This is a genomic window from Parendozoicomonas sp. 209JJ7-1 (genome assembly GCF_058147085.1).
In genome coordinates this window covers 62714-88051 of record NZ_JBYVJU010000014.1, presented here as the reverse complement: position 1 = coordinate 88051, position 25338 = coordinate 62714, and the positions used below count along the sequence as shown (strand labels likewise).

The following is a 25338-nucleotide window of genomic DNA, read 5'->3' as shown; positions in this document are numbered from 1 at the left end:
TTATAAGCCCATCTGCTTGGAAATAATTTCATTCATAATTTCACGGGTACCGCCGCCCAGAGAGAGAATGCGGTTATCCCGATACAGACGCTCCACCAGGCACTCCTGAATAAAGCCCATACCACCGAACAACTGCACACCCTGGTAGGTCAGCTTATCACTGCAATCCGTGGCAACATTCTTGGCCATGGACACTTCCTGAATAACATTTTTCCCTTCATCCATGGCTTTGGCGACCTGATAAGTGAGTGCTTCACTGGCCAGCAGTTGACTCGCCATATCCGCCAGCTTATGACGGGTAACCTGGAAGTCCTTGATGGAGCGACCAAAAGCTTCCCGCTCCCGTACATACTTGAGGGATTCTTCAAGGGCGAGGCGGGAGGTCATGTTGGCCATAATCGCCAGCATTAATCGTTCACTCTGGAAGTTCCCCATTATGGCTGCGAAACCCTGATTTTCTACACCAATCAGATTTTCTGCCGGCACCATGCAGTCTTCAAAGAACAGCTCAGCGGTATCGGAACAGCGCCAGCCCATCTTTTTCAACTTTTTACCAACTGCAAAACCCGGTGTTCCTTTCTCAACCATAATCAGGCTGACACCACCATAACTTTCACCACCGGTTCTGACAGCGACAGTATAAAAATCCGCCCTGACACCACTGGTAATAAAGGTCTTGGAACCATTCAGGCGATAATAATCACCTTCTCGTACTGCACGGGTTTTCAACCCGGCCACATCAGATCCCCCCCCCGGTTCTGTAATAGCCAGTGCCGCAATTTTTTCACCCCGCAGAACAGGTGGAATCACCTTCTCTTTCAAGGCATCAGAACCCAGGCGGGCAATAGGTGGCAAACCAATTTGATGGGATAACAGACCAGCGACCAGACCTCCTGACCCGGAACGCATCATTTCCTCAGTGAACACTACATTCATGAAAACGTCGGTGCCACTTCCCCCCAGCTCCTCTGGGTAACCCAGACCAAGAAAACCGGCGTCTCCGGCTTTGGTGTACAGTTCACGGGGGAATTCTTCAGCCTCCTCCCATTCATCAATAAATGGCTTGATTTCCTTATCTACAAAGCGGCGAATTGAATCCCGAAACAAGCGATGATTGTCGTTGAAATAATGATCGTTCAGCATAAAGAGAACCTGCTTTTTGTTGTTGTAAAGGAAAACTACAACCAAGCGCTTGCTTGGTCAAATATTTATAGCCTTATATCATCAAGATTGAGAAAATTTCCTCATTATTTCCATGTACAACAAGCAGTAGTTTTTTTATCTACATCAACACACAATAACCACACTGGGAATACCCATGGCCACTCCGCAATCCGGCGTTTTACCTAACGCCAATACCGACGCGACATTTTTGATCCTGCTGTTGCAGAATGACCCTGAAAGCCTGGAAACAGTTAAGCATGTTGCCGCGGACTTTCCAGAAGTTGTAGACAGCATCAACAATAAATACCCTGACAGCAGGCTGTCAGCCACCCTGGCCTTTGGCAACAGAGCCTGGAAAATGCTGTTTCCCGGCCAGACCTATCCGGAAGAACTCTCCCACTTTAAAGCTCTGAAAAATGGTGACCGTCAGGCTCCGAGCACTCCCGGTGATCTGCTGATCCATATTCGCTCAGACAGGAAAGACCTGAACTTTGAACTGAGCCGTCAGGTTATGGATTTATTGAACGACAGTGTTATGGTGGAAGAAGAAGTCGCAGGCTTCCGTTACCTGGATTCACGGGATATGACCGGCTTTGTTGACGGTACGGAAAATCCTGAAGGAGATAACCGCGCCTCCGTTGCCCTTATTCCTGAAGATCAGCCCCTGGCTGGCGGCAGCTATATCCACTCCCAGCGCTATGTCCATAACCTGCCATTATGGGACAACTGTCCGGTACATCATCAGGAACAGATAATTGGCCGGACTAAAGAAGAGAACATTGAATTTTCCAAAGAAGAAAAGGCTCCAACCGCACATATCAAGCGGGTCAACCTTAAGGAAGACGGCAAAAGTCTGGAAATCCTCCGCCACAGCATGCCCTATGGAAACAGCCAGGAGCACGGTCTGTTCTTTATTGCCTATGCCCATACCGCACGGAACTTCAATCTGATGCTGGAGCAGATGATTAATGCGGATGCCAATGGCCATTACGACCACCTGATGAATTACACCCAAGCGGTTACCGGCAATGCCTTCTTTGCTCCCAGCCGGGATTTCCTGGAAAGTCAGAAATAGTATTTTCCACAAACTTTTTACAATTGAGCGGGCGATCCAATATCGTCCGTTCTCTGTTTAAAAACCACAGCCAAGGCCAAAACTGAGACTTCTTTTACTCCGCACCCTGTTATCCGGAGGCTGGGAATTGTAATCAAGGCTGTAGCGCATATTGAACCAGAAGCTGTCACTGACCTGATATCGCAGGCTAAAATCCAGATCCCAGAGAACCTGATTATCCTTGCCCTGCCGATAGAAAACCGTCGAATCCAGTAACGCGAAAAAATTTTCTGTTATACGTTGAGTTCCATTTAAACCCCAGCGCAGAGCCCATCGCTTACTCTCCTCCTTTAAACGGTAATACTCCCAGAGATGGCTCAAACCTACATCGCTTTTCAGGCTGCCCGTGCCCCTGTCCCAGAACTGATAACCAAGACCCGGGCCAGCCGACCAGCGTTTATAAGGACTCTCATCAATATCATAGAACCACTGGACATTACCCAGAACATACCAGAAGTGGTCAAGAAAACGATTATAGTCGTAAGACAGTTTCAGTTCTTTGTCGTCCAGCTTTCCATCATTTTTTGAAAGTTTGCTGTCCCACTTGAAGGTATTTCTATTAACTCTGTCCCTCAGTTCTACGATACCAAAGGTTTTATATTCACTCTTGCGGTTTTTTCCCCGCTTCAGGGAAATATGGCCATTAATATTCCCCCCCACCAGCCACTGGTCTTCACCAGGACGATTAAGTGTGAGGGAAACAAGATTATTCTGGCTCCCCAGAGGTATACTGTTGCCCTGTTCATCCTGCAGCCAGGTTTTACTTTCCCGGGTATAAAGCCTGACCAGCCGAAAACTATTCTGACCTTTCATTCTGACCCAAAGCAGTTTTTCCGTTTTCAGAGATTGGACATACTTCAAGTCAACTTTAATCAACCCGGCCCACTCTGTATCCAGGTGGACTTTTCCATTTTCCAACGCCCTGATAGTTCCCCGGAGCAGGTCACCATTTGTCAGCCAGACAGTGTCACACCATACCCTGGAACAACACATCAGCATCGCCAAACAACACAACAACCTGAACCGGCGCGGGAAAGAGTGTCCTGACATTTAATGATGTATTCTGAGAAAAACGAAAAAGTAAATGATCTCACCAACAAATATAAGCATTCCTGCAGTATCAGCCTGTTATCCGGGTATGTACTTTCCGAGCATGGGACGACCTCTTAAAGCAGTGTTATCCTTCACGCTGACAGGATATGACAGGAATCGCTGTTAGTGAGCGAACTTAGTAGAAACCAGAAAATATGGCTCGTTGTCAGTGAAATCCCTTCCGGGAAAGTAGCTACCTATGGCCAGATCGCCGATATGACAGGTATGCCAGGAGGTGCGCGGATTGTTGGTAATGTACTCTCCCAGTTACCACCAGGCAGCCATTTGCCCTGGCACAGGGTTATTAACAGCAAGGGAGAAATTTCTTTTCCTCACGCCTCAGCACGTTATGCCACACAGAAAGAGCGACTTGAGCAGGAAGGTGTCGTGTTTATCGGCCATAAAATCAATCTGAAAGCCTATTGCTGGGATGGAGAATGAGGCATCTTCCGCCCCACATAGGTTACCAGCAACAGGACAGGGAAGCCGATTAGAGCAGAACCAATAAAGAAGCCAGGGTAACCCACCGCATCAACCATTGAGCCGGAATACCCTGCCAACAGCTTTGGCAGCAACGTCATCAGTGAGCTGAACAGCGCATATTGCATAGCGGTAAAAGCTCTATTGGTAAGACCTGAGAGATAAGCGACAAACGCCGCTGATGCCAGACCTCCACTGAGGTTATCAGCGGCAATAACACCGGCAAGCATCCAGGTCTGGGGTGTGGAAACCGCCAGCAGCGCAAATAAAGCATTACTGGCCGCCGCCAGGAAAGCTCCCAGCCAGAGACTTTTTATCACCCCATAGCGGATAGCCAGCAGCCCTCCCAGGAAACCACCGGCGATAGTCATCAGCAAGCCAAAGGTTTTGGTAATGGTGGCTATCTGCTCCTTGGTATATCCCATATCGTCATAGAAAACATTGGCAACCGCCCCCATAACAATATCGGATATACGATAAGTGCCCACCAGCACCAGAATAAACAAAGCAACCCTGCCATAACGGGTGAAGAAATCACGGAAAGGAGCCACATAGGTTTCATCCACCATACCCGGTGCAACAATATGCAGTTTTACCATGGAGCGGGCAGCAAGCAGAGCCACAACCAGACTAACCAATAACCGGCTGGTTTCCGCAACAAAGGAAGCAGCAAGCTTACCCACAACTCCAGACATGGCCTGGGAAAACACTCCTACATAACCACTGCCGTAAACAAAGACCAAAACGAAAACAGCTGTCGCGACAACAAACAGGCCAAGGAAACGCAGATAATCCACCGTTCCATAGGAGTGCTGAGATGCCCGGGATTCCGGTTCGCTGATACAAAGGGTTGTCACAATGCCCACCAGCATAATGCCAGCCATACACATATAGGTTTGTGACCAGGCGACAAAGCTGTAACCTGCTCCATCCCCTGAACCAAACCAGCTGGCCAGGTACAGAGCCCCGGCTCCGGCTGTAAGCATACCGATCCGGTAACCGGCAATATAAGCCGAAGACATAAGAGCCTGCAGATCCTCTTCTGCCGCCTCAATCCGGTAAGCATCAATCACAATATCCTGGGTCGCAGACGAAAAACCCAGCATCACCGCACCAACTGCCACTAGAGTCAGGCTGTCTACAGGATCATGAACCGCCATAAATACCAGGGCACCCATGACCGCCAGCTGGGACAGTAACAACCAGGACCGTCGCCGCCCGAGCCAGACTGTAAACACCGGCAGGGGAAGGCGATCCACCAACGGTGCCCAGACAAACTTGAAGGAATAACCGAGGGCAGCCCAGCTGAAGAAAGTGACTGTGGAACGGGCAACCCCCGCATCACGCAACCACAGGGAAAGACTGCTGAAAATCAGCAGGATGGGCAAACCAGCGGAAAAGCCCAGAAACAACATACTGAGAACCCGCCCCTGAAAACAGGCGGCAACAGCTTCACGCCATGAACGGTGAGGAGTGACTGATTCCATTCGCTGCTGTTCCGTCACGGGCAGGTTCCCTGTGAAATTTTAAAGTATCACTTTAAAAATAATAATATTGGAGACTGAAGCCTCCAATACATTACATTTTATTAGTCCCGGAACTCTTTAGTCCCGGATTCAGTCCCGAAAGTTGTCAAACTGCAGGGGCATATCCAGTTCTGCTTCCCTTAACAGAGCCATTGTGGCCTGCAGGTCATCGCGCTTCTTGCCGGTTACCCGGACTTTTTCACCCTGGATGGCCGCCTGAACTTTCAGCTTGCTGTCCTTGATTTTTTTCACAATTTTTTTGCTGATCTCTTTATCCAGCCCCTGCCGGACAACAGCTTCCTGTTTCACCTGTTTACCGGAGGCATAATGGTCTTTGACCTCCATGCACTTAATATCAATACCCCGCTTAACCATCTTGCCCTGGAGCATTTCCACCAGCTGGCGCAGCTGGAAATCCGCATCTGCGGTCATCAGAATGGCTTCATCCTTATGCTCAAAGTTTGCGTCAACACCACGGAAGTCATAGCGGGTACTGATTTCCCGCTGAGCCTGATCAACAGCGTTGGTCAGTTCGTGCATATCAACTTCGGATACTATATCAAATGAAGGCATGGTTCAGTCTCCGGAAAGTTCCATTTTATCCATTTATGAATACCAACGATTCTAACGGATATCATTAACCGGCACAGCCTTTCATAAATCAATCATGCAGGCGAAATCCGACACTCACAGTCACTTGATAGTGGCCCACTTTGCCATCAATAATGTGTCCTCGTTGCTCCACCACCTCAAACCACTCCAGATGATTAACCGTTTCTGAGGCTCTGGTTATCGCATTCTGGACAGCGTCATCACTACTAACAGTTGAACTGCCAACCAGTTCAATTTTTTTGTACACATGAGAACTCACAAGCCAACCTCCACTACGCAGGTACTTTCTAAACTTAACATCCGCGCATGGTTCTCAGGGTAGACGGAGAAAATTCACCCTTCCAACTCAAGCGCCTCAAGTCAGCTTTTCAGCACACCACTTTCATTGACATTATTGGAACTGCCGGCTTCAACGGGTAACCTGTGTTCCCCACTGGCAAAACCCGGAGTGACAGTGTTACCTGCAGTTTTTCCCCACTGGCATATTCTTGGAGCCGGAGCAATAGGTTGCCTGTGGGCCAGCCAGCTCACACTGAATAATATTCTCTGCACAATAGTGCTGCGCCCGAATCGGTTGACCGGCCCCCAAAGAAACACCATCACCTATACAGAGAACGACCTGACAAAAGAGATTCCTGTAAATATAAGCTGCACAAGATCTGCCGGTACAATTGAAAACATTATTGTCACAACCAAAGCCCGTGATGCCCTGAATGCACTCAAAGCGATCAAAAACAAACTCGCTCCACAATGCACTATTGTGCTGCTCCAGAATGGCATGGGCAGCCAGCAGCAAATTACTGAACACTTCTTCCAACACCGGGTTTTCGCCGGTTCAACAACCGATGGTGCCTGGATGGAAGATCATTTTAAGGTTCACCGGGCAGGCCACGGGCACACATGGCTTGGCCCTATGAATCTGGCAGCCCAGGAGGCATTCCATAACTCCCCAGTAACCGAACTGCTAACTCTGCAGGGCATAACAGTCAGCTATACAGATACGATTACTCAGAAACTGCAGGAAAAACTGGCGGTGAATTCTGCCATTAACGGCCTGACAGCCCTTTATAACTGTCCAAACGGAAAACTGCTGCAATCGCAATACCAGGAATTTCTGGAACAACTGTGCGGAGAGACCGAGGAAATACTCACCGCAGACGGGTACTGTCAAACAACTCGTTTACTGGAAACGGTTAAACACGTTCTTGCCGTAACCAGCGAAAATTTTTCCTCCACTCTTCAGGATGTACGCCAGAACCGCCCTACGGAGCTGCCATGGATTAATGGCTATCTGCTGCAACGGGCTCAGCATCATGGTATTCCCGCTGAAGGCCACAGGCACCTGATGCAGCAACTACACGACAAAGGAATTACCTGACCGGCTTTTCCCCAAAGCACAGCCGTTGTAATCTGGGTGTTCCCTTGCATCAGTTCAGCACTTCAACCACGCTGACTCTTCGGAGAGTGCGGCAAAATGCGGCAAAGAGAGTGCGGCAAAGAGAACCCCATGAACGGATTCCAGGATTATTTATCCCGCCTGCCTATCAGCAGGAAACTGATTATGGTTATGCTCAGTGTCGTGCTTGGGGTAGCCATTGTTTCCAGTTCCGTTCTGATTATTTCCGCTTACCTGGTTTCCCGAAATAACTTTGTACCTGCGAATGTTCAGGCTGTCTCACGAATTCTTTCAGAACCTACAGTGCTGAACACCCTGATGAGCAACAGGGAAGAAGCCGAAAACATCCTGCATGTCGCAAGTGACTACTCGCAGATCAGCGCTATTGGCATATATAACCCCGATGGTGCTCTGTACACAGGATTCGCTCACCATGGGGATACCCCTCTACCACCACAGGCACCGGAGAAAATTATTCGGGAAACGGATTACCTGAAAAAGATAACTGCCGAACCAGGGAAAACCATCACTATTTTTATCCAGGCAGACCCGTCCCTTCCTATTGACTTTTATGCCGGCATGACCATTTCTGTAATTATTATTCTGGTATTTATCCTGCTGTTCAGCAGCCTGGCCGCCGGAATGATTCGCCGCTTTATTACTCTACCTGTTCTGCACCTTATCCGTATCGCCAATACCGTATCCATTGAAGAGAACTACGGGGCTCGAGCCCAGAAGTTCTACCACGATGAGATAGGTATTCTCGCCCAGACCTTCAACACCATGCTCAGCCGTATTGAGGCCCGGGACCAGCTGCTGACATCCGCCCGGGACAAGGCCGAGCAGGCCAGCCTGAAAGCTCAGGCACTGGCCATCGAAACCCACATGAGTAACAAGCAGCTGGAACAGGAAATCCGCAGCCGTAAAGAAACCGAGCGCCAGCTGACCCGCCTGCAGCACCACCTCAACAGTATTGTGGATTCCATGCCCTCGGCCCTGGTTGCGGTTGATGAAGAGCTGACCGTCGCCCAGTGGAACCGGGAAGCCACTGTTCTCACTGGTATTGACCATGATCAGGCCATGGGCGTCTATCTGGGGGAAGTGATGCCGTTTCTTGTCTCAAGCCTTGACCAGGTTCAGGAAGCTCTGGACAGCGAATCGGCTGTCCAGCTGGAGAAACTGTTACTGACTCTTCCCGGTGGTGAAAAGTATATGGATATGATGATCTATCCGCTGACCGATGTTGACCAGCACGGAGCGGTTATCCGTCTGGATGATATCAGCCGCCGCCTCCAGCTTGAGGAGATGATGGTTCAAACTGAGAAGATGATGTCTGTTGGTGGCCTGGCAGCGGGCATGGCCCACGAGATTAATAATCCTCTGGGAGCGATTCTGCAGAGCATCCAGAATATTAAACGACGAGTATCCCATGATATTCCCGCCAATATCACCACAGCCAGAGATTTAGGCCTGGATCTTGAAACCATCGACGCCTATCTGGCCAAACGGGATATCAATAAATTTCTCGATAATATCCACAGCGCCGGGGTTCGAGCCTCCCATATTGTATCCAATATGCTGCAGTTCAGCCGTCGGGAAAGCCGTATTCTTACGCCAACACCCATGGGTGACCTTATATCCCAGACCCTGGAAATCGCCGCTTCAGACTTCAACCTCAAGCAGGGTTTTGATTTTAAACGTATTGCCATTCACCAGGATATTGATCCGGACCTGCCACCTGTTCCGTGTATTGCCAATGAAATCCAGCAGGTCTTGCTGAACCTTCTCAAGAATGGTGCCCAGGCGATTAATAACAGGAAAGAAGAACAGTGGCAGGGACAGATTACCATTCGCGCTCATAAAGAAGACGATAAAGCAATTATTACCGTAGAAGACAATGGTACAGGTATGCCGGAAGATATTCGCCGCCGTATATTTGAACCCTTCTACACGACCAAAGATATTGGATCCGGCACTGGCCTTGGCCTCTCGGTCTCCTACTTTATTATCACCAATAATCACCATGGCGCGATTACAGTGACATCTACACCCGGAGTCGGCACTCTATTTACCATCATCCTGAAGCTCTCGGAAGATTCTATTATTTCCCTGACTTCCGGTGCTCCCGAACAGACTCCGCCCTGATATAATTCCGCCTTCGTCAAATTCGCACAGAGACCTCACCATGACGGCTACCTGGCAGCAGCCTGAACTTGAACACATCGTCGTAGAAAATGTCCGACAGGCGCTGACGGAAGATATAGGCTCAGGGGACATAACCGCCCAGCTGATTCCCTCAGACCGTATCGGCGAGGCCCGGGTCATTACCCGTGAGGACTTCGTGGTCTGTGGTCGCCCCTGGGTTGATGAAGTTTTCCGACGGGTTGACCCGAATATCACTGTGAACTGGCATGTGGAAGAAGGTGCCAGAGTCTTTGCAGACACAACTATTTATACCCTTACAGGCCCGGCAAGAAGCCTGCTCACCGGTGAACGGGCGGCACTGAACTTTCTGCAACTGCTGTCCGGTACCGCAACCCTCTGTAACAGGTATGCCCAAATGGTAGAAGGTACAGGTGTACAACTTCTGGACACCCGAAAAACCATTCCGGGTCTTCGACAGGCACAGAAATATGCCGTTAGAACCGGCGGCTGCCACAACCATCGTATTGGCCTGTACGATGCCTTTCTTATCAAAGAGAACCATATCGCGGCCTGCGGCGGTATTCCTGAAGCCGTTCAGGAAGCCCGTAAACTGGCTCCTGACAAGCCCGTGGAAGTGGAGGTTGAGTCCCTGGATGAACTCCAATATGCCCTGGGCTGTGGTGCCGATATCATAATGATCGACAATTTTACCCTGGATGATATGAGACAGGCTGTTGCCATCAATAATGGCAAGGCCAAACTGGAAGCTTCCGGGGGCATCACTTCAGAAACACTGAGACCTATCGCCGAAACCGGCGTAGACTTCATCTCCATAGGAGCTCTGACAAAAGACTGTCGGGCCATTGACCTGTCCATGCGCATTGTTCGCATGTGAACTTTTGTCTGAACACGGATAGAATTTCAGGGAACCTGCATTATGAAAAGAACCATTCTGGTCACCGGTGGTGCCGGGTATATCGGCAGTCATACCTGCGTGGAGCTGCTGGAAAGCGGTTTCGATGTTGTGGTACTGGATAACCTGAGCAACAGCTCACCCGAAGCCCTGCGCAGGGTCGAAAAAATTACCGGACACAGTACGATCTTTATTGAAGGAGATATTCGGGACAGAGAAACCCTGAGAAAACTGTTCTCTCAATATCAGTTTGAAGCGGTTATTCATTTTGCCGGCCTGAAGGCTGTGGGGGAATCCTGTTCCATTCCCCTTGATTATTACGATAATAATGTCAGTGGCACAGTCATCCTCTGTCAGGAAATGGCTGCTCATGGGGTATTTAATATCGTCTTCAGTTCCTCTGCCACGGTTTATGGTGACCCTGCCAGCCTGCCTATTCGGGAAGACTTTCCTCTTTCAGCCACCAATCCCTATGGCCGCTCCAAACTGATGATTGAGGAAATTCTTGGGGATCTGTATACCTCAGATAACCGCTGGAATATCGCCCTGCTGCGCTATTTCAACCCGGTGGGTGCCCATACATCCGGCCTGATTGGCGAAGATCCCAATGATATTCCCAACAATCTTATGCCCTACATCAGTCAGGTCGCGATTGGCATTCGGGAGCAACTTTCCGTCTATGGCAGTAATTATGATACTCCTGATGGCACTGGCGTTCGTGACTATATCCATGTGATAGATCTGGCCAAGGGGCATGTCTGCGCCATCAATAAGCTCACTGAGAACTGTGGCCTGGATGCCTGGAACCTGGGAGTCGGTAACGGGCAGAGCGTTCTGCAGATGATCGCGGCCTTTGAAGCCGCTTCCGGTCAGAAGGTTCCCTATAAGCTTGTTGATCGCCGTCCTGGCGATATTGCCTCCTGCTGGGCTGACCCTGCCAAGGCCCGGAAAGAGCTTGGCTGGCAGGCAGAGAAAGGACTTGAAGATATGATGACAGACACTTGGCGCTGGCAATCTGCAAACCCCAGGGGCTACCAGAGCTAACCGTTCTCTTCCAAGCAAAGCTCTGCCGGATGGATATTTCCTGCCGATAAGTCTTCACAGACCTATGACAGGAAATACCCGTTATGCGAACAGCCTTTCATCTGATCTTACTGACCCTCTTTCTATTCAGTTTCCCCGTATGGTCCAAATGCCCTGACGCCCCCCGGGAGCAGCTTCAACAGGAGCACCAGTCCCTGCTTGAAAGTATCCAGAAATACAACCGCCTCTACGAGGCAGGTACACCAGCCATTTTAGATGAAGAGTATGATGCCCTGGTACTTCGCCAGCGGGAATTAAACCGCTGCCTTGGGGTAAAAAATCCGGTAGAAACACCACCACTGGATAACCACCATCGTTTTCCAATGGGCAGTTTGAAAAAGGCCAGAAATGAAAATGATGTCAGTGAATTTCTAAACAATGCCAGAAGGCTTGGAAGTACAGTTATTGTTCAACCCAAGATCGACGGTATCGCGCTGGAACTGGTTTATCGCAAAGGCAAAATTGTGCAGGCTCTTACCCGGGGGCAATGGAGAACAGGAACCGGCCAAAATCTTTTGCCGTTTATACCGGCCATTCCATCCATCCCTGAAACTCTTCCCGGTGTACTTCAGGAAATCGTTATTCACGGAGAGATTTACGCTTTACCCGGGAATCCCTATACAGAACAGAGCACATCGCCAAGACACTATGTCGCGGGACTGCTCAATCGCAAAGAGCCACCCATTCATGAACTGGCACAGTTACAGTTCTTTCCATGGTACTGGGCCAACAGCCCCCTTGGCTCCCTGACAGCAGACCTGCAGAAACTACAACAGTGGGGTTTCAGCAATACCGACCGTTATTCCCATACAGTCAAAAGCCTTGATGAGATCAGCCAGTTAAGAACCAGATACGAAAAAACGCACAATCAAGGCCATCATTCCCTGGATGGCATCGTTCTTAAAATCAACAACAGCGCCATACGAAAACGCATGGGTCATCTTGACGGAACACCTTACTGGGCACTGGCCTGGAAGTTTCCACCGAAAACAATAGTAACCCAAGTGTCCAATATTCGCTGGACAATTGGCCGTACTGGCCAGATAACAATTCTACTGGATATTAATCCTGTTCAACTGCAGGGCATTAATGTCAGCAGTGTAAGCGCAGGCCCCATTGCATACTTTACAACACTGGATATCGCTATCGGAGACAGTATCAGCCTTAGTCTGAAAGGGTCTGCAATACCTGTGCTGAACAAAGTGGTTTTTAAGCCAGACTCTCGAACAATTCCAAAGCTTCCCGATCCCGACCGATACAATGGCTTCACCTGCCTGACCATATCGCCTTTATGCCGGGAACAGTTTATATCCCGGTTAAAATGGCTCACAGGTTTTTCCGGACTGAACCTGTCTGATTTTAGCCAGCCAGAGTTTGAGGGATTAATTGCAAAGGGTCATATACAACAGCTGGCAGATATATTCCATCTCCCTGTTTCATATAGTACAGAGAGAACAATACAGGGATTCAACAGGTCAGCATTACCCCTGCAAAAAGGAGTGCGGGCTTTGGGAATACCGGAGGTAGGGCGCAAACGTTCAGAACGGCTTGCAGAAAAAGCTGGTAGCTGGAGAAATATTTTAAAAGCTGATATGAACCAGATCAGGAACTGGTTAAACGTCTCAGAAAGAGAAGCTCAAGCCATATATCAATATCTGCAACTGCAAGAGGTCAGACAGGTCATTAAAGAGCTGGCTCCTGCAACAGAAGAGCCAGGTTAAGGCGAGAGGTTTCTGCAGCTTGCTGGCAGATACTCAATAATTGATGGCAGAACATCCATATACTGGCAGGTCCAGGTGGTACTCCCCGCCAAAGCCGGCCGGAAAAGTATAAAGCCATCAACGGAGGAATCACCAAGCTCACCCCAGTCAGGGCGAATACCAATAACGCCCTGTTCAACCCTGATTTGGGTTATATAATTGCTTCTTCCCGCAACGGCCGCCTCATCGACATCAGCATTTGCAGAGCTGCAATCTGTGAGATTTCCACGGGATTGAATACAGTTAGAGACTGAAGTTTTAACTTCCGTAGCAATAGCAAGGATTTCAGTAACCTTTGCCCGTGTTGTATAGCTCTTATAAACGGGGATAGCCATAGCGGCAAGAATACCAATCAACCCAACAACAATCATCACCTCAATCAAGGTATAACCCCGGCCAACCATCAGACGCTCTCCTGAAACATTCCTATGGCGGAATCATCGACCTTGCCCGGTTAACCTTTATAGTAACGACGCAGAGGAGAAAGGTTTTCAACCTTGTTTCGGCTGTTTTTTATCAATAACCGGATTTTATCACCATAATCAGCACCGGTTTTATCGGCCAGCCGGACAACTTCCTGCCAGTAGGGTTCTGCCCTTGGCCAGGAAGTAATATTCAGCCACCTCAGTTGTTTTCCCATCAGATAGGCCAGGGCCACATCTGCCCCCTCTTTCTCCTCCATATCTTTGGCAAGACGTAAATATGCCGTTATATAACCTGGGTTCACCTGCAAGGCATATTGCCAGTGATACCTGGCAGCATCTGGCACACCGCCTATTTTCAACCGATATCCTTTCGCAAGCAGATCCCCGGCCAAAGTATGGAATACAGGCAACAGGGGGCGCTCTCTTTGAACCAGAGACACCTGCTCCCAGGCTGCATCAAAAGCAACTTTTCTCTGGGCTTCCGGCAGCAGAGGCAGCATATAGAGTAATTTACGGATATAAACCTCAGAAGCCGGAGCACTGGCCGGATCAACCCTCAAAAACCATTGCAAAACATCATCATTATTGGCCACCATAGTGAAAACAGCGGGTTTATTTTCATAACTGCTGTAAATGGCATTTGCGCTTTCTATTACGATCAGGCGTCCACACACAAGCAGTAAAATGACACCGAACAGGGCCGACAGGCTGCGGCCATAGTGAACTCTGCGGGGCATCTTTATTAACCGGCATCGAGCTGCCAGCCAGCAGATGCGGGCAAACAGCAACCAGGCAACACAGTTCAGGTAAAAGCTGTAAAAAATAAAGTTCAGGATGGCATGGGCGAACAGCGCCAGGTTAATAATCAACAGTGAAGCCAGCTCAATACGACGCCGCTCACCTTTTCCATGTTTTAACAACACTCGGAACAACCAGTAAAGATGTAACCCCAGCCAGGCAAAAAAAGGAATAAAAATAGCCAGCCCACCTTCCTGAAGAAGCTGAAGATAATCATTATGGGCCACTAACCCTGCGCTGGAAAATTCACTTCTTACTGATGGATAAAGCAATTGAAAAGAACCAAAACCACTGCCCAGCCAGGGGGACTGTTTAATTAACTCCCAGGTGGATAACCACATAGGCCAGCGCTGGTTGAGGTTTTTCAGGTCATGAAAATCCCGGGTAACAGGCTCATATCCCGCCAGCAAAGGAACACCTTTTACTGCCAGATAAGCGACTAAAGAAACAAATCCATAAATTACCAACCGCCGCCGAGAAAAACCTTTCAGTCGCCAGGCAATAAACCCAAAACCCATCAACCCCAGCCACCAGGCACCAATACCGCTACGGGAAAATGTTGCGAACAAAGCAAACAGCAAAAGGAACTGCACAATCCAGATAAACACACCTGCAGCAGGGCGACTAAGCAATAAAAAGCTGCCGATATAAGCCACAGCCGTAAATACATTGGCATCAATAACGGAACCAGCTACCCGTTCAAAATCATCCAGATACTGCACAACAGCCCATAGAGCGGACACAACAATTAAAGAAACAGTAAGCGTTTGTGTAGCCTGCCAGCCTCCTCTTACCAGGCGGCTGCCTTTTAATAAAAGATAAAGCAAGGGTCCGGAAGCCAGCAATAAACCATTACTCACCGCGCTGGATTCAACGGAATAAAGAATATGCCCATAAATGAAAAGTAAAACACAACCGCAGGCAATACCAATACCATCGTATTCTCTGAAGGTCTTAATGCATCTTCCTGTTGCGGCAAGCAGCAGAACAGCTGCTGAAAGTTGGATTAATGGGGGAAAGGTTTTCCAAAAAAGAAGGGTGACGCTTTGTAAGAAAAATAAAAAACAGGGATTAATACAATCCCTGTTTAACAAAAAAAAACCAGGCATAATTATCAACCACGACAGTTTGCAGGCCTATATTTTTGATCAAGTGTTCCATCTGTTGTTGTTTGGGAATCTTTACACCACCACTGAATAGCTCCATCACTTGCCGAAGGCTCTAAAATCAACGTATCTCCAGTTTCAACTTTTTCATTATAGGTAATAGTGATAACTCCACCCGCACCTATGTTAACACTTGTTACAGAGTTCCCACTGATAGAAGCAGCCACTCCAGCTAATGAATTAGTGGAAGGAAATACACCTTCGGATGAGTAATATTCAGCTACCGCAGCCTTAACCCCCGCCGCCAGATTCAACCCTTCCGAAACATGGGCCCGCTTGGTGTAATCCTGATAGGCAGGAATTGCCACCGCTGCCAGGATTCCAATGATTGCTACAACAATCATCAGTTCGATCAGGGTGAAACCCTGTTGCTTTCTTCCTTGAGTTACTCTCATCGTTCTCTCCCTGAAATACGATGTTGCCAGACTCACCTTAATAACCGGCAAAGGCCAGGCCAGAAAGCCGGTTCATTTCTAAAACGTCTTTCGCCTGTTTTCGATATTTCTTTAACTAGTTAAATAAAGAGAAGGTCACCCATAACGAAGTAAAAAATAAATATTTAATTCTGATTAGTTATTTCAGCTATTCACTATCAAGAACGAGATTTAAGTAATGCCCATTACCGACACAAAATAATGCGCCTGATAAGAAACAAACTGACAATTTCTATCACCCGCTTCGGTCTTTATAGCCTTATCTCAACCCTGACAGCCTTGTACGGCCTTGGGAAGATCAAAGACTCCCATGAAAGCCTTGCAGTTCTGGCAATGCGGTCTGTCACTGAAAATCAGCAGGTACCATTCACCCTGATGACCCCTCAAATGACTGTTCTACAAGATTACTCAGGCTATTACCGGGAACTGGCCTCTGACCAGCTCGGTCCTTACCAGACACATACACTGATTAACTGGACAATCGACCTAAAGCGTTTTTTCTCTTCAGGGCATCTTCCCATAGACCTTTACTACCAGGGTAACTATCAGAACGGTCAGGTCATGCAGCTTCTCCGGGTAGAAGGGGTGATCAATCCCAAACTGAAGCAGCACAGTATGCTACTTGAAGAGGTCCAATGACCTAAAGCATTCCCGCATAGCCATTACAGTTCCTTGAATGTATGATTTCTCAAAAATCAACCCGGAAAACACAACAACATGGCTGAGATCCCCCTGCCCGGGCTGGCAAGAAAACTGGTTGCCGATGGCCTGTTAGACCAACAGGCCGCGGAAGATGCTGTAAAAACAGCAAAAAGCGAAAAAACACCGTTTATTACTTATATTGTTGAAAACGCGCTGGTTGACAGTTACGCCATTGCCAAAACCAACTCTGAACTGTTTGGCATTCCACTGTTTGATATTGATACCCTCGATTTTGAACATGTCCCCAAAACAGCCATTAAAGAAAAACTGATTCGCCAGCACCGCTGCTTCCCTCTGTTCAAGCGGGGAAACCGCCTGTTTGTAGGTGTTTCAGATCCAACCAATGAAAAATCCATAGATGAGGTTCGCTTTAACAGTGGACTCAATATCGAGACCATTCTGGTTGAAGAAAACAAGCTAACCAAAGCTATCGATAAACTTCTGGATGCCGCAGATCAGAACCTTGGGGATCTTGACGACGAAGAACTGGATGGTCTTGATGTAGAGCCTGTTGATGAGGATGGCGATGACGAAGTCTCCAGCGACGCTGATGATGCCCCCGTTGTTAAGTTTGTCAACAAAATGCTTCTCTCGGCCATCAAGCTGGGGGCTTCGGATCTGCACTTCGAGCCCTATGAAAAATCCTACAGGGTTCGCTTTCGGATTGATGGTGTGATGCAGGTTGCCGCCCAGCCCCCTATTGGCCTGGCTCCCAAAATATCATCCCGTTTGAAGATCATGTCGTCTATGGACATCTCCGAAAGACGTAAGCCCCAGGATGGCCGGATTAAAATGAAGCTGTCCAAAACCAAGGCTATCGACTTCCGGGTTAACACCCTGCCAACTCTCTGGGGTGAAAAAATTGTACTTCGTATTCTTGATCCCTCCAGCGCCAAGATGGGTATTGATGCCCTTGGCTATGAAGATCATCAGAAGCAGATGTACCTGAAAGCCCTGGAGCAACCCCAGGGCATGATCCTGGTCACCGGGCCAACCGGTTCCGGTAAAACCGTTTCCCTTTATACCGGTCTTAATATCCTGAACACCATTGAGAGAAATATTTCCACAGCGGAAGACCCTGTGGAAATCAACCTTGAAGGTATCAATCAGGTGAACGTAAACCCCAAACAGGGCATGGATTTTTCCCAGGCTCTGCGGGCATTCCTCCGTCAGGACCCGGATATCATCATGGTGGGTGAGATCCGAGATCTGGAAACCGCAAATATCGCCATCAAGGCCGCACAGACCGGCCATATGGTGATGTCTACCCTGCATACCAACAGTGCCGCAGAAACCCTGACCCGTATGCTGAATATGGGTGTGGCCTCCTTCAACCTTGCCACTTCAGTTAACCTGATTATCGCCCAGCGTCTGGCCCGCCGGCTTTGTTCCAACTGTAAAAAGAAGCTCAATATTCCAATTGAAGCGCTCCTTGAACAGGGGTTTACAGAAGAGCAGGCCGAAAGCGCTGTGATTTACGGCCATGAACCCAAAGGCTGCGATAAGTGCAACAAAGGTTATAAAGGCCGGGTAGGTATTTATGAAGTTGTGGAAATTACCCCCGGTCTGCAGCGGATTATTATGGAAGAAGGGAATTCTATTCAGATTGCTGACCAGGCCGCCAAAGAGGGCTTTAAAAATCTGCGCCAGTCCGGTCTTTTAAAAGCTCTACAAGGTGTCACCAGCCTTGAGGAAGTGAACCGGGTAACTCTCGATTAAATACGCCATAGAGTGCACTTCCAACAGAGGTGCACTCCATTACCATTTCCTAAGATATTTTCTCTCCTGATAGACTTAACCCTATCTGTCTTTAATACCTTTGAGCCTGTTTATGAAAGTCTACCTTGTTGGTGGTGCCGTACGGGATGAACTGCTGAATTTACCGGTGAAAGACCGGGACTGGGTTGTCACCGGTGCCACCCCTGAAGATATGCTCAAAAAAGGCTATCGCCCTGTCGGTCAGGACTTTCCGGTATTTCTGCACCCCAAAACCCGGGAAGAGTACGCCCTGGCCCGTACCGAAAGAAAATCCGGTCATGGCTATGCTGGCTTTACCTTTCATACCTCCCCAGATATAACCGTTGAAGATGATCTTCTGCGCCGTGACCTCACCATTAATGCCATTGCCAAGGATGAGCGGGGACAACTGATAGATCCGTTTCATGGCCAGCAGGATATAGAAAAGCGCCTTCTACGCCATGTTTCCCCTGCTTTCCGGGAAGACCCTTTACGCATATTAAGAGTCGCCCGCTTCGCCGCTCGCTTTTCTGAACAGGGTTTTACTGTTGCAGAGTCAACCCAAAAGTTAATGGCTGACATGGTTCAGGAAGGAGAAGCCGCATGGCTGATTGCGGAAAGGGTCTGGCAGGAAACTGTTCGGGCTCTGGAAAGCACGTCTCCGGTAACTTATTTTCGGGAACTGTCCATAGCCGGGGCACTGGATGTCATCATGCCCGAAATTGCTGAACACTTCTCCTCTGAAAATATCATTTCCGCAAAAGCCCTGACTCTCGCCAGTCAACAAACCGATTTAACCGTGCGCTTTGCCAGCGCTGTATGCAGTTTATCTCCTGGCAATCATGAGCAGGTCAAAAAACTGTGCAAACGTATGAAGGCACCGGTTCAGTTCCGGGATATTGCAGAACTTAGCAGCAAGCTTCTACCCACATGGCTGGAACAACAACCCGTTTTGCCGCAGACTCGCTTAAAAATTCTTCAGCAAGCTGATGGATTCCGTCGCCCTGAACGGTTCCACAGCATTATCACTGCCTGCGATATTATCAGCCAGGCATCGGGATATGCATCGCAACTTTCCAGTCAGTTAACATCCGATCTGGGACAGTGCAACAAAATTAATATTCGGGATATTGTGAATCAGGAATTAAAAGGAAAAGAGCTGGCAGAAGCCATTCAAAGCGCCCGGTTGAACGCTTTGCAGAAGAACTGAGACAAACAGTGAAAACAAATACCCACGTAGCCGAGCATCAGGCCGATTTTAACACAATGGTGCTTTCTCCAACCTCACGGCCATCCTCAAGGCGAATCGGAACCAGAATATCTTCAGTTCTAAACGGGCCACTGTCCCTTTGCAACCCAAGGGATTCCAGCACCTGATCAGCCTGGGACTGAAAATAGGGTTCCTGAATAAAATCCTTTGCCCTGGTGGGTTCTGGCTGCTCCCAACTGGCCAGAATATCTATATCAGCCGCGCAATTACTGGAAGGTCGTACCCTCCCCAGGCTGATCTCAATAGCTTTGCATTGCTGGCGAAAAACCGGGGGGGCCAGTTCACTCTCGACACTGGCAACTGCATTCAAATAATCAGAACTGTCTACGCCCACAGCTTCTGTACGACATACCGGACTCAGACAGATATCCCCAAAATGCTGGAGCAATGCCTCAATCATGACAGGAAAGCGTTGTTCAGCCTTATCGTTACTGCCCAGGCCCAAAAAATATCGATAGGTCATGGACGGGGAATCCCCATCTGCTCACGGGTGCGATAACTCTCTACTCCTGCAACCCCATCACGCAGAGCATGGGGCTTACGTATTCTCAGCTTCACATCTGTGACCGGAAACTCGGAAAGAACAACCGTAATCACCGCTCCTGCCAGTCGCTCCAGCAAATGGACGCGGCTCTGCTGGCAGAAGCTTTTTACCCGCTTGCTGATTGAGGCGTAGTCCAGTGCATCTTTCAGATCATCACTGCTGAACGCATCGGTGAAATCTGTTCCAAGCTCCAGGTCAATCACCAGAGGCTGCGGTTCTTCATGTTCCCAGTGGTAAAAACCTATCACTGTTTCCACGTACAGATCTTTAATCAGAACCTTATCCATTTCTAACCTCTCAAAGAGCAACTTCCAGTCAGCCCGCAGCTTTCACCGAGGCTCAGACAGCCTGCAATTCAGACAATGGCCACCGGGGCAAAGGACGAATGCCCGGCATATCCGTCTGCCCGGCCAGCAGACGCTGGCAGCCAGCATACGCAATCATGGCCCCATTATCTGTACAGAATGCAGGACGGGCATAGTATAACGAAGCACCCTCTTTACTGACCATGACATCCAGCCTTTCCCGTAAACGACGATTGGCGCTTACCCCGCCGGCAATAACTAACTGTTTCATACCTGTCTGCTGCAGGGCTCTTCGGCATTTAATAGACAGGGTTTCCACCACTGCCGTTTCAAAGGCCAGGGCAATATCCGCCCGGGTCTGGTCATCACACTCTTTGCCACCGTGGGCAGCAACAGTGTTCAGGGTATAGGTTTTCAGGCCACTGAAGCTGAAATCAAGACCCGGTCGATCAGTCATGGGCCGGGGGAATTTAAAGCGCCCGCTTTCCCCTTGTTCCGCCAGAGCAGCAATACGTGGGCCACCGGGATAATCCATACCCAGCATCATGGCCGCCTTGTCAAAAGCTTCCCCTGCAGCATCATCCAAGGATTCACCCAGTAATGTGTATTTCCCAAGCCCGTCAACTGCCACCAGCTGAGTATGGCCACCAGACACCAGCAGAGCCACAAAGGGAAAAGAGGGAGGATTATCTTCCAGCATGGGAGCCAGAAGGTGACCTTCCATATGGTGAACCCCCATAACCGGAATATTCCAGGCCCAGGCGATGGATTTGGCAATGGCCGAACCAACCATCAAGGCACCAATAAGACCAGGCCCACGGGTGTAGGCGATAGCATCAACATCCTCTCTGGTGCAACCGGCGCGGTCCATTACCTCATTAACCAGTGGCAGAACCCGGCGAACATGATCGCGGGACGCCAGCTCCGGCACCACGCCACCATAATCATTGTGCATATCTATCTGGCTGTAGAGCGCGTCTGCCAGAAGGCCCTCTTCGCTGTCATATAAGGCAATACCGGTTTCATCACAGGAGGTTTCTATGCCAAGAACCTTCATGGTCTGGATCTCTGTTCAATAGACGAAAATCTCGGGCAGAAATAATATAGCGCCGCAGGGTCGGTGTATACCGAGGGATTTATTGTCAGCCCATGGTAACAGGGCCAGACCTCAAAAAAGCAGCAACACACAGTCCTCCCCCCGAGGCGACAGCCAAAGGAAACAAATACACCAGAAGAAAATATAACCGACGGGTTACCTCGGCCCACGGGTTTCTGCCAAAGTGTCGGGGGATTTTTCACCAATATGGCAAAACAACTCGCAGCAGCGATATAAACAGGCCAAAGGACTTATTTTTCGAGCGTAATATTACCAATGGGGGAAACCCTTTAAGGGGAATTGGCAACCTGGCTTGACAGCAGGCTATTGACCCACCCGCCCCAGACCTCTAAAATTCGCGCCTTTGCGGATACCCTTCTATCCTGTCGGGTACTTTGCGAGTCGATCTTCGACTACTTTTAAACTACTGATATATAAGGAAGGTGAGGCCCGCATGCCTGCTGTCAAAGTTAAAGAAAACGAACCCTTTGATATTGCCCTGCGTCGCTTTAAGCGCAGCTGTGAAAAAGCCGGTATTCTCTCTGAAGTTCGCCGTCGTGAACACTATGAGAAGCCGACTACAGTTCGCAAGCGTCAGGCAGCAGCAGCAGTCAAGCGCCACCTGAAGAAATTACAGCGCGAGCAGCGTCGTCGCGAGCGTCTGTATTAATTCAGCGCCCGGGAACATAACATTCTCTCACTGCCTATAACCCGGGTCACCAGTCTAGCTGGTGACCCCATTGAAAACCTCAGCAAACATCAGGGATGGCCATGCCAGCCGACAGCCTGAAGACCAGCCTCAAAGAGGCCATGAAAGAGGCCATGCGCAAAAAGGACAAGGAACGCTTGTCTGTTATTCGTATGGCTATGGCCGAATTCAAGCGGGTCGAGGTGGATGAGCGCACAGAGGTAGATGATGCAAGGGGTTTGGCACTGTTTGACAGGATGATCAAGCAGCGCAGAGAATCTGCATCCCAATATACCCAGGCAGAACGTCCTGAACTTGCTGCAAAGGAAGAATTCGAGATCAGCGTTCTGCAAGGGTTTCTCCCCCAACCCCTGACCGAAGACGAAATCACCCAACTGATTGACTCAGCGGTGAGCGAATCCGGTGCCAGCTCCATGAAAGATATGGGCAAGGTTATGGCTTTGGTTAAGCCCCAGGTTCAGGGTCGCGCTGATATGGGTGCTGTCAGCAAATTGCTAAAATCACGCCTGAGCTGATTCCCGACACTACCCCAACAGCCCAATCCTCAAAAACAAAGACACTTCCCTTTCTTCTGTGATACCTTCACAAAGAAATGCGCTGCGCCCCTGGAAAATACAGCTCCAGCACTCCGACAGCCTGTCGCACCGTTGTTATTACAGCAGGTTATTACAGCAAGTTATTACAGCACCCATAAAAGATGGCCGGACTGATTCCCCAGAGTTTTATTGATGACCTGCTGGCACGCACCGATATTATCGATGTGGTCGGAGAACGTATCACCCTGAAAAAAGCCGGCCGTAACCACCAGGCCCTATGTCCATTCCATAAGGAAAAGTCTCCCTCTTTCACTGCCAACCAGGATAAACAGTTCTATTACTGCTTTGGCTGCGGAGCCAGCGGCAATGCCGTTGGCTTTGTCATGGACCACGACCATGTCGACTTTCCCGAAGCCGTGGAAATGCTGGCCCGGCGGGCAGGCATGGAAGTCCCCCGGGAAAAAGGCACCATGCAGAAAAGGGAGCGTTACGATACGCTCTACAAACTGCTGACCAAAGCCACTGACTGGTACACAGAACAACTTAAGAATCACCCGAACGCTCCCGACGCAGCTGACTACCTCCACCGGCGGGGCCTTAACGAAAGCACCATCACCAGCTTCAAACTGGGTTATGCGCCTCCCGGCTGGGATAATCTGATTGAGGCTCTGGGCAGCACCCCCGAACGCCAGAGACTGCTTCAGGATGCAGGCCTTGTTGTAGAAAACGAAGAACGTAAATCCACCTACGACCGCTTCCGCAACCGAATTATTTTCCCCATCCGGGATCAGCGGGGTCGGGTTATCGCATTTGGCGGCAGAGTACTGGGGGATGACAAACCCAAATATCTCAACTCCCCGGAAACCCCGATTTTCCATAAAAGCCGGGAGCTTTACGGCCTTTACGAAGCCCGCCAGGCCAACCGCAGTCTTGAGCAGGTTCTGGTTGTTGAAGGCTATATGGACGTTATTGCCCTTGCCCAACAGGGAATAACCAATGCTGTCGCCACCCTGGGTACGGCAACCACACCTGAACATCTGAATCAGCTGTTTCGCCACACCAGCCAGGTTACCTTCTGCTTTGACGGAGACAACGCAGGTCGTCAGGCCGCCTGGCGAGCCCTCGAAAATGCCCTGACAGTAATGGACGACGGTCGACAGATGCGCTTTCTTTTTCTACCTCAGGGCGAAGACCCGGATTCCCTTGTTCGCACAGAAGGGGCAGAAGCCTTTCGCAACCGGTTAAAAGACAAACAACAGACGCTGCCCTTTGCCGACTATTTCTTCAAACATTTTGAGCAGGAAATAGACACCAGCACCCTGGATGGCAAAGCCCGGCTGGTGCATAAAGTCACGCCTTATATCAACAGACTGGCCGAATCCTCCTTCAAACGGCTAATGCTGAAAAAGCTTGGCGACCTCAGCGACCTGAATACCGATGAAGTGTCTTCCATTATCGAGTCCAGCTCAGCACCCGCTCAACCCCAGGAGCAGCCCGTCGCCTATCAGACGTACAACACTTATCAACATCAACAGCAATATCAGCGACAGGGTCAGTCGCCCTCTCAATGGCAGGACAATTTCCAGGGTGGCTTTCAAAAGAACAGATACAGCAACCAGAAAAAACAGCTACCTATCGCCGTCCCCCAGGTAAAACTGCGCCCGGCTCAGCGTGCTCTGCGTCTGCTGCTGGCCCAGCCAGAACTGGCCCGACTGATCAAACCATCCGAGCTGAATATCAAGGATGCAGACCAGGACGCCCGCTTTCTTGCGGATCTGGCGGAATCTCTGCACCGTAACCCGACCAAAAGCTCCTATGGCATTCTTGGCAGCTGGTATGGCACACGACTGGGGGAACGCCTGAAAGAGCTGATAAAAACCGATATGCCCGTTGCCAATGCCGAGCATGTTCTGGAACAATGTCTTAAGCACTTGGGAGACAACACAACAGATAAACCCGACAAGTTAAACGACCGAGATCGTTTACAACAGGCCACATCCCGTGGCAGTCAGGGCTGGCTGGCCAGAAAACAAAAACAACAGACAAGGGAACAGGAAAGTGATACAAAAACTGATACACTTCCTTGAAATTCAGGAAGACCGCTCAAAAAAAACAGTTCTCCTACGCCTCGTTCGGCAATAAGTGTCTGAAGCAAGGACACAGGAAATCAAGAAAATCTCACTACAGGTTGCCTGCCCGCTAAAAAATCGGCACGCAGCCTTACTCGGCATATAGCATCTGACAAGGCCAGTACGCTATAATTGTCTGCTTACTGTCAAAAGCGTCGGGAACATTTCCATTTCGTTGTGAAAGTGGTGAAAGGGTCTCGCT

24 protein-coding genes are annotated in these 25338 nt (G+C 49.4%); 13 read left to right on the top strand and 11 right to left on the bottom strand.

The features are described from left to right. A complete protein-coding gene (locus ACY2RQ_RS14590; RefSeq protein ID WP_490113715.1) occupies window positions 1–1143 on the bottom strand; it encodes an acyl-CoA dehydrogenase family protein in 1143 nt (380 codons plus the stop codon). 175 nt (window positions 1144–1318) lie between these two features. Here ACY2RQ_RS14590 and ACY2RQ_RS14585 point away from each other — a divergent pair, with 175 nt between their 5' ends. Continuing rightward, window positions 1319–2239: a Dyp-type peroxidase gene (locus ACY2RQ_RS14585; RefSeq protein WP_490113714.1), complete on the top strand. Its 921-nt coding sequence runs from the start codon at window positions 1319–1321 to the stop codon at window positions 2237–2239. Between the two features lie 57 nt (window positions 2240–2296). On the opposite strand, the gene ACY2RQ_RS14580 is transcribed toward ACY2RQ_RS14585, so the two are convergent. Beyond that, on the bottom strand, window positions 2297–3277 hold the full coding sequence (locus ACY2RQ_RS14580; protein ID WP_490113766.1) for a DUF481 domain-containing protein: 981 nt from the start codon (window positions 3275–3277) through the stop codon (window positions 2297–2299). A gap of 219 nt (window positions 3278–3496) precedes the next feature. Between ACY2RQ_RS14580 and ACY2RQ_RS14575 the strand changes: the two genes are divergently transcribed. Continuing rightward, the gene (locus tag ACY2RQ_RS14575; RefSeq protein WP_490113713.1) at window positions 3497–3811 is read left to right on the top strand and encodes an MGMT family protein; all 315 of its coding nucleotides are present in this window, start codon (window positions 3497–3499) and stop codon (window positions 3809–3811) included. Here the strand turns inward: ACY2RQ_RS14575 and ACY2RQ_RS14570 are convergent. The 3 genes from ACY2RQ_RS14570 to ACY2RQ_RS14560 all read right to left on the bottom strand — a co-directional run bounded on the left by ACY2RQ_RS14570 (window position 3790) and on the right by ACY2RQ_RS14560 (window position 6247). Then, window positions 3790–5337: an AmpG family muropeptide MFS transporter gene (locus tag ACY2RQ_RS14570; RefSeq protein ID WP_490113712.1), complete on the bottom strand. Its 1548-nt coding sequence runs from the start codon at window positions 5335–5337 to the stop codon at window positions 3790–3792. The genes ACY2RQ_RS14575 and ACY2RQ_RS14570 overlap by 22 nt on opposite strands. 129 nt (window positions 5338–5466) lie before the next feature. Beyond that, window positions 5467–5949: a YajQ family cyclic di-GMP-binding protein gene (locus ACY2RQ_RS14565; RefSeq protein ID WP_490113711.1), complete on the bottom strand. Its 483-nt coding sequence runs from the start codon at window positions 5947–5949 to the stop codon at window positions 5467–5469. An 88-nt stretch (window positions 5950–6037) separates the two neighbouring features. Next, window positions 6038–6247 carry a dodecin gene (locus ACY2RQ_RS14560; RefSeq protein ID WP_490113710.1) on the bottom strand — a complete coding sequence of 70 codons (210 nt, stop codon included), beginning with the start codon at window positions 6245–6247 and terminating at the stop codon, window positions 6038–6040. A 195-nt stretch (window positions 6248–6442) separates the two neighbouring features. Here ACY2RQ_RS14560 and ACY2RQ_RS14555 point away from each other — a divergent pair, with 195 nt between their 5' ends. From ACY2RQ_RS14555 to ACY2RQ_RS14535, 5 genes are all read left to right on the top strand, one after another. Further along, window positions 6443–7366: a ketopantoate reductase family protein gene (locus ACY2RQ_RS14555; RefSeq protein WP_490113709.1), complete on the top strand. Its 924-nt coding sequence runs from the start codon at window positions 6443–6445 to the stop codon at window positions 7364–7366. Between the two features lie 129 nt (window positions 7367–7495). After that, window positions 7496–9529, top strand: a complete 2034-nt coding sequence (locus tag ACY2RQ_RS14550; protein WP_490113708.1) for an ATP-binding protein — start codon at window positions 7496–7498, stop codon at window positions 9527–9529. A gap of 40 nt (window positions 9530–9569) precedes the next feature. After that, window positions 9570–10424: a carboxylating nicotinate-nucleotide diphosphorylase gene (gene nadC, locus ACY2RQ_RS14545; RefSeq protein ID WP_490113707.1), complete on the top strand. Its 855-nt coding sequence runs from the start codon at window positions 9570–9572 to the stop codon at window positions 10422–10424. Between the two features lie 42 nt (window positions 10425–10466). Then, entirely contained in the window at window positions 10467–11486 is a 1020-nt protein-coding gene (galE, locus tag ACY2RQ_RS14540) for a UDP-glucose 4-epimerase GalE (RefSeq protein ID WP_490113706.1), read from the top strand. A gap of 83 nt (window positions 11487–11569) precedes the next feature. Further along, window positions 11570–13246: a helix-hairpin-helix domain-containing protein gene (locus ACY2RQ_RS14535; RefSeq protein WP_490113705.1), complete on the top strand. Its 1677-nt coding sequence runs from the start codon at window positions 11570–11572 to the stop codon at window positions 13244–13246. On the opposite strand, the gene ACY2RQ_RS14530 is transcribed toward ACY2RQ_RS14535, so the two are convergent. The 3 genes from ACY2RQ_RS14530 to ACY2RQ_RS14520 form a co-directional block, all read right to left on the bottom strand. Continuing rightward, the gene (locus ACY2RQ_RS14530; RefSeq protein WP_490113704.1) at window positions 13243–13689 is read right to left on the bottom strand and encodes a pilin; all 447 of its coding nucleotides are present in this window, start codon (window positions 13687–13689) and stop codon (window positions 13243–13245) included. The genes ACY2RQ_RS14535 and ACY2RQ_RS14530 overlap by 4 nt on opposite strands. Before the next feature lie 50 nt (window positions 13690–13739). Further along, window positions 13740–15335: an O-antigen ligase family protein gene (locus tag ACY2RQ_RS14525; RefSeq protein ID WP_490113703.1), complete on the bottom strand. Its 1596-nt coding sequence runs from the start codon at window positions 15333–15335 to the stop codon at window positions 13740–13742. A gap of 287 nt (window positions 15336–15622) precedes the next feature. Further along, window positions 15623–16069, bottom strand: a complete 447-nt coding sequence (locus ACY2RQ_RS14520; RefSeq protein WP_490113702.1) for a pilin — start codon at window positions 16067–16069, stop codon at window positions 15623–15625. Between the two features lie 240 nt (window positions 16070–16309). On the opposite strand from ACY2RQ_RS14520, the gene ACY2RQ_RS14515 reads away from it, so the two are divergent. The 3 genes from ACY2RQ_RS14515 (at window position 16310) to ACY2RQ_RS14505 (ending at window position 19757) form a co-directional block, all read left to right on the top strand. After that, the gene (locus tag ACY2RQ_RS14515) at window positions 16310–16747 is read left to right on the top strand and encodes a hypothetical protein (protein ID WP_490113701.1); all 438 of its coding nucleotides are present in this window, start codon (window positions 16310–16312) and stop codon (window positions 16745–16747) included. Between the two features lie 78 nt (window positions 16748–16825). Beyond that, the gene (gene pilB, locus ACY2RQ_RS14510) at window positions 16826–18529 is read left to right on the top strand and encodes a type IV-A pilus assembly ATPase PilB (RefSeq protein WP_490113700.1); all 1704 of its coding nucleotides are present in this window, start codon (window positions 16826–16828) and stop codon (window positions 18527–18529) included. A 112-nt stretch (window positions 18530–18641) separates the two neighbouring features. After that, window positions 18642–19757 (top strand): tRNA nucleotidyltransferase/poly(A) polymerase-related protein, encoded by a 1116-nt coding sequence (locus tag ACY2RQ_RS14505; RefSeq protein WP_490113699.1) that lies wholly within the window; start codon window positions 18642–18644, stop codon window positions 19755–19757. Between the two features lie 37 nt (window positions 19758–19794). On the opposite strand, the gene ACY2RQ_RS14500 is transcribed toward ACY2RQ_RS14505, so the two are convergent. The 3 genes from ACY2RQ_RS14500 to tsaD are packed head-to-tail and all read right to left on the bottom strand — an operon-like array spanning window position 19795 to window position 21723. Further along, window positions 19795–20280, bottom strand: coding sequence for a 2-amino-4-hydroxy-6-hydroxymethyldihydropteridine diphosphokinase (locus tag ACY2RQ_RS14500; RefSeq protein WP_490113698.1), 486 nt, complete (start codon window positions 20278–20280; stop codon window positions 19795–19797). Continuing rightward, window positions 20277–20648, bottom strand: a complete 372-nt coding sequence (gene folB / locus ACY2RQ_RS14495; protein WP_490113697.1) for a dihydroneopterin aldolase — start codon at window positions 20646–20648, stop codon at window positions 20277–20279. The genes ACY2RQ_RS14500 and folB overlap by 4 nt, the downstream gene beginning before the upstream one ends. 52 nt (window positions 20649–20700) lie before the next feature. Then, the gene (gene tsaD / locus ACY2RQ_RS14490) at window positions 20701–21723 is read right to left on the bottom strand and encodes a tRNA (adenosine(37)-N6)-threonylcarbamoyltransferase complex transferase subunit TsaD (RefSeq protein ID WP_490113696.1); all 1023 of its coding nucleotides are present in this window, start codon (window positions 21721–21723) and stop codon (window positions 20701–20703) included. Window positions 21724–22216: 493 nt separating this feature from the next. Here tsaD and rpsU point away from each other — a divergent pair, with 493 nt between their 5' ends. From rpsU to dnaG, 3 genes are all read left to right on the top strand, one after another. Next, on the top strand, window positions 22217–22432 hold the full coding sequence (gene rpsU, locus ACY2RQ_RS14485) for a 30S ribosomal protein S21 (protein ID WP_087105766.1): 216 nt from the start codon (window positions 22217–22219) through the stop codon (window positions 22430–22432). Between the two features lie 101 nt (window positions 22433–22533). Beyond that, a complete protein-coding gene (locus ACY2RQ_RS14480) occupies window positions 22534–22986 on the top strand; it encodes a GatB/YqeY domain-containing protein (RefSeq protein WP_490113695.1) in 453 nt (150 codons plus the stop codon). 182 nt (window positions 22987–23168) lie between these two features. After that, window positions 23169–25094 (top strand): DNA primase, encoded by a 1926-nt coding sequence (dnaG, locus tag ACY2RQ_RS14475; RefSeq protein ID WP_490113694.1) that lies wholly within the window; start codon window positions 23169–23171, stop codon window positions 25092–25094. Window positions 25095–25338: the final 244 nt, after the last annotated feature.